This is a genomic window from Nocardia sp. NPDC059154 (genome assembly GCF_042755705.1).
Classification (GTDB): Bacteria; Actinomycetota; Actinomycetes; order Mycobacteriales; family Mycobacteriaceae; genus Nocardia.
The window spans coordinates 1-8846 of sequence record NZ_JBHZCS010000145.1; the positions used below are offsets into that span (position 1 = coordinate 1).

The 8846-nt window shown below is 59.8% G+C and carries 7 protein-coding genes and 1 pseudogene; 5 read left to right on the plus strand and 3 right to left on the minus strand.

The genetic code is table 11. The features are described from left to right. Nucleotides 1–120 (minus strand): annotated as a pseudogene (locus ACFXN1_RS50545) (IS4 family transposase); the annotation flags it as partial. Between the two features lie 162 nt (nt 121–282). Between ACFXN1_RS50545 and ACFXN1_RS50550 the strand changes: the two are divergent. The 4 genes from ACFXN1_RS50550 (at nt 283) to ACFXN1_RS50565 (ending at nt 5719) form a co-directional block, all read left to right on the plus strand. Further along, nucleotides 283–1185 carry a LysR family transcriptional regulator gene (locus ACFXN1_RS50550; protein WP_379446288.1) on the plus strand — a complete coding sequence of 301 codons (903 nt, stop codon included), beginning with the start codon at nt 283–285 and terminating at the stop codon, nt 1183–1185. A gap of 822 nt (nt 1186–2007) precedes the next feature. Next, nucleotides 2008–2358: a hypothetical protein gene (locus ACFXN1_RS50555; protein ID WP_379446287.1), complete on the plus strand. Its 351-nt coding sequence runs from the start codon at nt 2008–2010 to the stop codon at nt 2356–2358. 755 nt (nt 2359–3113) lie between these two features. Next, complete coding sequence (locus ACFXN1_RS50560; RefSeq protein ID WP_379446286.1) at nt 3114–4232, plus strand: M24 family metallopeptidase; 1119 nt, start codon at nt 3114–3116, stop codon at nt 4230–4232. Nucleotides 4233–4495: 263 nt separating this feature from the next. Further along, entirely contained in the window at nt 4496–5719 is a 1224-nt protein-coding gene (locus ACFXN1_RS50565) for a cytochrome P450 (RefSeq protein WP_379446285.1), read from the plus strand. A 557-nt stretch (nt 5720–6276) separates the two neighbouring features. On the opposite strand, the gene ACFXN1_RS50570 is transcribed toward ACFXN1_RS50565, so the two are convergent. Then, nucleotides 6277–7329, minus strand: a complete 1053-nt coding sequence (locus tag ACFXN1_RS50570; protein WP_379446290.1) for an ISL3 family transposase — start codon at nt 7327–7329, stop codon at nt 6277–6279. A gap of 130 nt (nt 7330–7459) precedes the next feature. On the opposite strand from ACFXN1_RS50570, the gene ACFXN1_RS50575 reads away from it, so the two are divergent. Further along, nucleotides 7460–7666 carry a hypothetical protein gene (locus ACFXN1_RS50575; protein ID WP_379446284.1) on the plus strand — a complete coding sequence of 69 codons (207 nt, stop codon included), beginning with the start codon at nt 7460–7462 and terminating at the stop codon, nt 7664–7666. Between the two features lie 4 nt (nt 7667–7670). Here the strand turns inward: ACFXN1_RS50575 and ACFXN1_RS50580 are convergent, their stop codons facing one another. After that, nucleotides 7671–8696 (minus strand): hypothetical protein, encoded by a 1026-nt coding sequence (locus ACFXN1_RS50580; RefSeq protein WP_379446283.1) that lies wholly within the window; start codon nt 8694–8696, stop codon nt 7671–7673. Nucleotides 8697–8846: the final 150 nt, after the last annotated feature.

Genomic DNA, 8846 nt, shown 5'->3' on the forward strand with positions numbered 1-8846 from the left:
CGCCTCAGCGATCACCTCATCGACCACATCAGCAGGAAAAACCCTGGTCAACAACCCCACCGACACCAAATCCGACAATCGACGATCCGACGCCGACTTCACCCATCCACCACGAGGCACGCCGATACCATACCGTCGAACTCGCTAACTGAACGGTATTGAGGCTAAGGTGCTGCCACACCGAAACATCCTGCACTGCAAGAGAACCCGATCCCAGCTCAGCGAACCTGTTAGGAGCTCATAGGGTGCACCCATCGTTTCCGACGTGGTATCCTTCGGCGGGTGGACATTCGGCACCTGCGGTACTTTATGGCCGTCGCCGAGGAACTGCACTTCGGCCGTGCCGCAAGTCGGCTGTACATGAGCCGTCCCCCCCTGTCGAAGCGCATCACAGACCTCGAAGACGAGCTTGGCGTTCAGCTCTTCACCCGTACGAACAGGGCAGTCCAGCTCACATCTCACGGCCGCAAATTGCTACCGCTTGCAAGGGAGACCCTTCGAGCCTTCGACGCCACCGTCGAAGCGATGGCCCTGCCAGCCGGGGTCGACCAGACATTGCGCGCAGCATTCGTGAGTACAACATCCCCCGAGGTCCTGCGTACACTGCGGGCTCGGCTGGCTGCGGCACACATCAATCTCGACTGGTCGGAGGCCTCAACGGCCGATCAACACAAAGACCTTCTCGTCGGCCGCATCGATCTTGGACTGCTGTGCCTTCCCATCGACACACAGGGTCTTTGGGTATCGCCTCCACTGAGGAAGGTCTTCGGCGTCGCCACGTCTCCGGAGCACCCACTCGCGGGCGAGCAACCGATCCGGCTCGCGGACTTGACAGGCCAGACGCTTCTCATGACCTCCCGCAGTGCTGCACCCGGACTGTACGACCACATTCTTGCGACCTGCAGGGAAAATGGGTTCCGACCACACAAGGTAAAACAGTGTGAAAAGGGACGCCGGGCGCTTATGGTCGAATCAGGGCTGTCGTCCGGCCATGCAATCACGTTCATTTCCAGGACCGACGCCGGTCGGCTCGGGCGCGTTTCCTGGCGGCCCATCGAAGGCGAGGTCTTGGTCGTGGAAATTGCAGCCTGCTGTCGGCGCGGCGAGGAACGGGATGCCACTATGCAAGCGGCTATCCACGCCGCGCTCGATGCTTTCCGAGTACATGATCACTGGCAGCCCTAAATATCGAAGCTAATGTTGAGGCGCACGTGCATATCCGTCGATTGCGCGAATGTGAACTAATGCATGGTCGGATTTCACGCCATTCTCGCCCCATTTCGATGCCGGGTAGCGCCTAGATTTTTTACCTGCGCCGATGGTATCCCCGGCGGGTTGGGTGACGCTGTTGATCTCTAGGGTTGAGGTCCGCCCTTGAGTTCCCACTGAAACTCCTTCACTTCCGCTGAAGTCCCGGCTCTTCGATCGTCCTATAAATGCGTCACCGGCGAACACTTAAGTCATCCAGTAATCCCGCTATCGGGATTACTCATCTTATCTCGAGGCGTGGATTATCCCTATGTCTAGCGGGGTGAGGTGGGAGTTGTTGTCGTGCTGGGTAATTGGTTCGGAGTGCCGGTTTTTGCTCGGTGTAAGTTCGGGCGTCGCACTCTTTGGTTGCGGAGGCAGGGTGTTTCCGCGTCGGGGAGGAGCAACGATCGGGACGACTGGATGGATAGCCAGTGAGGACCCGCTGGTGAAGTTCGCTGCTGGGTTCAAGCGAGGACTGTAGATGCGGGGACACAAACCCGGTGTGATCGCCCAATAGCTGAAGCTCATGAGGCAGTTGAATCGGTGGATGACCAGGGCCGATATGGCTGCGCAGGACCTCACGTCAACAGTGGTCTTACAGTTCTTCGCTGCTGCCCTCGCTCGGGGCAGCGCAGGGTCCCCACGAGGGCGATCGAGGCGGTGCTGCCGGCGTGTCTGCTGGCAAGGTGTGATCGCAGCTGCGGCGCCGCGGCGGTGACCGCACGGGATCGGTTGCTGACTGACTATCGTCAGCATTTGCTCGATGAACGCGGCTTGACGGCGACCACGGTTCTACGGCACGAGTGGGTCGCGAAGCGGCTTCTGGTGCAACGGTATTCACGGGTGCGCTGCGATGTCGGTGACGAGGACCTGATCGGCGGTGAGGTCAACGCCTATCTGCTGGTGGCCGGGGCGCGGTTGGTGGTGGAGTCGGCGAAACGAGAGGCCGCCAACCTGCGTGCATTGTTGCGCTTTCTGTATCCGCGGCGTCGGCTCGATGTCGATCTCGGCGCAGCGATGCCGCCGGTCACGGTGTGGTGGGGCACCCGGCTAGCTACCCAGTGGTCCCAGTGTTGCCGAGGTCGATGCTGTGCTCGAAAGCTGTGATCGGTCGACGGTGAGCGGACGCCGCGACTACGCAGTATTGATTCTGCTGGCCCGGTTGGGTTGTGGAGCGGCGAGGCCCAGCCCTGCAACTCCGCGATATCGACTGACGGCAAGGGGAAGTCGCGGTGCGCGACAAGGCGCGACGGCTGGATCGACTCCTATTAACGTTTCCGGTGAGTGCGGCTGTCGCGGAGCATCTGCGCCAGGATCGGCCGTGCTGCTCTGGCCCGAAGGTGAGATTGACGTTATATACCCCGCCGCAACCGGTCCACCCCCAGCACGATCCTCAACATCGTCTACTGCGCCTGCCGTCGCGTCGGAGCACGCACCTGTCGGCGGGCACCAGCTGCGCCACCGGGTGGTCACCGAAATGCTGCGCCAGGGCCAAAGCTTGGCCGATATCGCGCAGGTACTGCGACACTCGGATCTGACTCCACGAACGACACGGCCACCCCGACGAACCCTGCCTTCCCCACTCGCACAGGGGGGTGTCCCTACTTCATTTGAGCAGTACCAATCCAGAACTGAGGGGTGTCGTGTTGGTCATGTACGAACGAGGTGGCCGCGACTTAGGCTGGTAATACCCCACAAGAGGTCACAGGGTAACTAACCCGCAGGGTATACATTCACATTTCCCCCGGCGCCCGTCGTCAGCCCTGGGAATAGGCGCCAACTCAACCTGCTGAGAGGCAATGATGTCGACAATAAATCCGGCTTGGCCAGGAGAGTCCGAGATAAACGCCCGGATTGCTCAGTTGAAAGACAATATGGCGAGGGGGCAGCTAGACGCGCTGATCATTACCTCTGAGGTGAATTTCGTGTACTATACGGGATTCAGGACTCTTTTGTGGGCGGCCAATTCACGACCGATGTTCGGAATCATTAGGCGCGACAAGCCTGAGGTTTCGATCGTGATGAGTCCAATCGAAGGGCACAATGAATATTGTGGTCGGAATTCGAATGTGAAGGAGGTATTCTATGATGGATTTATCGATGCCGCCCTGGAAAGCGTGGAAAGTTGCTTGAATGGGCTACCGTCCGGATCCGATATTGGCTTCGACTACGGGCCGGACATGCGTGGTCGCGGATCGATCGCATTGACGGATTCTCTGCGCAGCGAGCCGAACAACTTTCGTCTCACAGACGCTGCCGATCTGATTTGGCGCCAGCGCACGATTAAGACCGAACACGAAATTGAGGCGAAGCGAACGGTTAGCAAAATTGCGACCGATGCCTATTTCGGTGGGTTGGAGGACCTCCGTCTCGGAATTACAGAATATGAATACGGGCAGCTGCTCAAACAACGCCTGATTGCACTAGGCGCAGATAGCGTTGATTGGCTCCCGGTCCGCTTCCAGCAGAGTGTAAAAAGCCCTACTCAACCGAACACTGACTACAAACTACAACGAGACGACTTCATATGGGTCGACATCGGCGCCCGCCGCGGCGACTCAAGGAGTGACTTGAACCGCGTGACCAAGGTAGGCAAAGCAACCCCTGAACAGGAGGAGCTCTACAAATTCGTCAGAGGCGTGACACTTCGCGTGGCGGAAGGAATTCGCCCCGGAATGACCGGTGGCGATGCCTTCGCACTTTTCCATGAAATCTGGACTACGCGAAATGTAGTAGGCCCTGGCCTGACACCCGGCGCAGGACGTGTTGGACATGGGTCAGGCGTTATTGGTACTGAGCCTCCATCGTTGATGCCTGGGTCTACGGAACTCATTCAGGAGGACATGATTCTTCACGTAGAACCCAAGCTTGTGGCCGCCGGCGGTGTGTTCGAAACGGAAGAGGTTATTAGAGTTACCCCGCGCGGTGGTGAATTCTTGTCGGAGATTTCACCCGAAAAATTGCCCACTGTTGAGCTTTGATATCTGTCATTTAAGCTGCACGGGTTTGAGCATTCCGAAGAGCGCTCAAATCCGTGAGCTCAACGGCTTTGCTTGCAGCATTTTATCTCCACTTTGGCAGGCGCAAGCTGCAAAGCCGTCTTTCGGAATCGCCCTGAGTGCCGACAAGCTGTAGGTTCTTGGCGTTCTAGCTGCAAGCAATCTAGGGCTTTATGGACGCGCGACAAATGTCTGCGTTTAGCTCGGGTTAACGAAGCATTCTTTCTTCAGAAAAGGAATTCCTCGTGAGTGCCCTACAAATCTCTCCGCCGTCGGCAGAATGGTCGATCCTCTCGCTGGCCGACAATGATCCGTTTCCTGCATATGAGGCACTGCGGAAGAGGGGTCCTATCATTTGGGACGCCGGGATGAATTGCTGGCTCGCGTTGAGCTACGACCTATGCAAGGCAGTCGAATCCGACGAGGGTACATATCGGATCGTGGCTGCTGACGCACCGCCTCTGCTGTACGAAATTAAGGGCGGCAGGGTGGGCGTTGGCTCGTTGCTCGGAGAGGAGCACGCTCGTATGCGTCGGCTCTACCTCAAGCTCCTCGGCCCTTCGCGCATGCCTAAATATCGTGAGGAGCACGTCGTCCCGGTCATCAATAACGCTATTGATCGTTTCGCCGAAAAAGGCAACGCCGAGCTGGTCAGCGAATTTTCCGAAGTGGTGACCACGCGAATCATGGCGTCAATGTTCGGGCTTCCTTGGAAGGACGACGGTTTCATCGCTGACCTCGGCAGCTGGCACAAAGATATCGTGACTTGGGTGGGCATGGGTTACACGGGCGAGGAATTCACCCGGAAAGCAAAACTTGCGTCCGACGAACTGAACAATATCTATCGTCCACTCGTCATCGAGCGAAGGAATAGACCGGGTACCGACTTCATCAGCCAAATATGGACTCAAGCACCGGAATACTATGGGCCGGTCGGTGTGGACGAAGTGATCTCGATTGTAAGAAATATCGAGCTCGCCGCAGGAGAAACTACCACAAACGCCCTTGCGAATGTGTTTTATCTCTTCATTTCCGAACCGTCGCTCCGTGAAGCAGTGTCGCGCGACCAGGAAGGCACTCTTAATACGTTTGTCGAAGAAACTCTGCGCTTCCTAGGATCTGTCCAGTGGCGGTTCAGAGTTGCTAATCGAGATGTGTCGATCGGAGATACAGTGGTCAAAAAGGATGACCTGATCTGCCTGGTTCACGCAGCCGTCAATCGAGACCCCGACCATTATGCTTGCCCGCATTTGATCGATTTGAATCGAAAGTCGCCAGCCGATCATCTTGCATTCGGCATCGGTCCCCGGGTTTGTCTCGGTATGTGGCTCGCGAGGCTTGAAATGCGAGAGTCCTTGAAAGCGTTGATGAGCCGTATTCCAAATGTGCGTCTCGATCCAACAAAGGAAGCGCCGCACTTCCGGGCCTTTTCCCATCGTTCCTTTGGCCCTCTGCACGTCGTCTTTTAGAGCACTCCTCGATGAAAGTGCAAGTTCTTAGGTTGGGTGGCCCAGGGCAGTCTCACCCTGGACCACCCAAACTGAACTTGCGTTTTAAGGTCCTGGCTTTGTTTTCGATGGCTGGGTGTCGTGGTACGCGGCGGGGATTCATTGCGGGCCGCCCGAGGCCGGTCCGGGTGGTTTCGCTGTTGTCGTGCTGTCTGGCGATCACACGATCGTTCTAATCATGGTGGGCGACACTGTGGGTTGCCACGCGGGTGGTGAACCGTCGCGGGTGAGGGACCGGCTTCGGTTTCAGACCAGCGCCGGTGGCTTGGCGATTGTTGAGAGTAGTACGCGGCTTCGTATTCGGCCGGGTCAGGTAGTTCAACCGGGAATGCAGTCGGGCATTGTTTGTACCAGTCGCACCACTCCATGAGCGCGGCTGATGGGCAATGCGTCTTGTCAGGAGGGAGATGAGCGGGATGCCTGATGATGGCGGTCTCGGCCTGGAAGACAATCCATTCTGTCAATGGCCATGTGGAAGTGGCTCTGGCACAAAGTTGTTGGTGGCGTTGATGTTCGGGTCAGCCGTCGAGCAGCTTGCGGCGTCGGAGAAGGTCGAAGTTGGCCCTGCCGTAGATGGCTCTTTTGACCGCCTTCAGTTTCGTGACAGTTCCCTCGACAGCGCCGCTGCTCCAGGGGAGGGTGAGTCCGTTGCGGACCGCGTCATAGTCCTTGAGTAGCCTGGCGGCGAACCCTTGGAGCTGGGTGACGTCGCTGGTCTGGGCTGCGGCGATCCAGGCGTCGAGGTGCTGGCCGCGTCGGTGACGAAGCATCCCGCCGAAGTCGCTGACCAACTGATCGACGGTGCGGAGAACCGGGCAGCGGTCCAGAATCCGTGCCAGATCGGCCTTTTCGGGTTCGGTGCGGTGGACGGCCGGGCGGATGATCCAGCCGGTGACCTGCCGCGGTTTGGGTGCGGCTATCGGTGGTGTGGTGCCGGCCCGCCAGGTGTGCAGCAGACGGCGCACCTGGCGTTCGCTGCCCTTGTATCCGCGTTCGCGCAGTTCAGCGGCAAGAATCGCGGCGTTCGTGCAGCCTTCCTGCCAGCGCCCGGCCAGGTAGGCGGTGTGCTGGTCGAGCGAGCTGCGGCATCGGGGCAGTTGGGTCAGCAGTTCGTCCGCGTTGGCCGCCAGGGCGTAGCGACGCACCGTCTTTCCGTCGAGGTTGAGCGCCCTGCTGATTGCGGTGGTGCCGATTCCTTTGTCCCACAACGCATGCACTTCGGCCCACCGCTGACGAGTCAGCTCTGCCCGATACCCATCGACGGCCTTCGGCGGTGGCACGGGCTGGGCGACGGCCTCGGTGGCAGGCTGATCGTGCAAGCACTTGCGGTGGGCGCGTACCACCCGGTCGACTGCGCCGGTGAGGTTGTAGAGCAGGTGGAAGCGGTCGGCGACCTGGATGGCGTCCGGCGCGCCCCGCCTGGCGCCTTCGGCATACCCGCCCGCACGGTCGCGGCAGATCACCGTGGCACCGGGATGGGCACGCAACCACTCGGCGAACGTGTCGTTCAGCCTGTCCCGCAACAGGTCCACCGGCCGATGCGTGTGCATATCGACCATAAGAACCGTAATCCTTGCCCTTGCGAAAGGCGAAGTCGTCCACTAATCCTCCACTAATCCCGATCTCGGGATTACTCGACGACTTCGCGCTACGGCGTGGGCATCACTACGGCACGATCCGAAAGCCCGGAGTTCAGCGGAAGTGAAGGAGTTTCAGTGGGAACTCAAGGGGTCGCAAGGCTTCCAGGCCGAGGGTAGTGCTCAAGTTCGTGTTGGTTTAGGGGTCCTGGTGGAGTTCGGCGGGTGTGGTGAGCAGTTCGCGGGCGGCGGCCGCATAGCGGATGGCGGTGCCGGGGCTGATGCCGAACGCGGCGGTCAGGTGAAGTGGGTCGGGGCCGTGGGTGAGTGATTCTTCAAGTTGGCGGTCGCTGTGGAGGCGGTCGCGGTGAGTCCCCAGAATGCCTTGGTGATCCAGACTCGCCCGGCGGGGATGTCGCGGACGGGGTGACGCGGTTGATCAGGACGTGGGGGTTGGCGGTGCCGGGGCAGTGCGTGTGGCGGTAGGCCAGCCATTCGGTCAAGGCCCGACGGGTGAGGTCGTCGAGAGGACGGGTGCGGCCGGAGATGGTGAGTTTCCGGTTGCCGAGGTCGATGTCGTCGAGTTTGAGCCGGCCGATGTCGGTGGTGCGGGCGGCGTGGATTGCGGCGAGGGCGAGAGTGAGCTGGGCAGCTGGTGTGGTGGCGGCGTTGGCTGCTTCGGTGATCGCGCTGCGGGGCAGGGGCTGCAAGACGGTGTAGGTATTGCGTCCGAACGGAATGCGGTCGGTCGGGTTGCGGAAGACGATGCCGGTCTTCTTGGCGGTGAATAGGGACCGAAGGGCAGACATCGTGTGACGACGCCGGCTGCCGCGCAAGGTATTTACGATGTTGAGGATGTCGTCGCGGGTCACTTCTCGCAGGTTGTCGTAGCGGCTGGACCAGTCGAGCAGGGCGGGTCGGATGGAGTTGAGGTAGGCCCGCCCGGTGTGCAGGCCGCGGTGCCGGGTGCGGCGGCCACCGTGTTGCAGCGCCCGCGCCCAGTGCTCGACTTCGCGGCCGATTCCGGGCGTGATGCCGTCGAGCTTGCGATCCAGCCACGTGTCGAACGCAGGGACGCGGTTGTCATCCAGCAGCACGAGGTGATTGAGGACTTCTACGACGCGCCCGTGATGGCGGACGATGATCGCGAGCTCGGAATAGTGGACTTTCTCGCCGGGGACATGACGCGACAGCACGACGACCAACCCGTGTCCGACAGCTTTGATCAGCCAGTGCGGCCATCCGCGTGCTTCACCGAAATCTCTTGCGACAAAACGGGCTAGAATAACAATCGGGTCTGTGAGATCTGCATGGGCGCTGCGGTTGATTCGGCTGTAGTCACAGTGAAGATCCAACGGCAAGCGCAACTGCTGCCCAGACGGGGCCGTCGTCGTTGAATCACCCCGGGTTTGGTGCCAATGCCGTTAACTTTGGGAGTTTGCTGACAGCGGGCAATGTCTGAGCGAATCTGACTGTGCGGCAGGGTGTTCGGTGTAGGGTGCCGGGTCGTG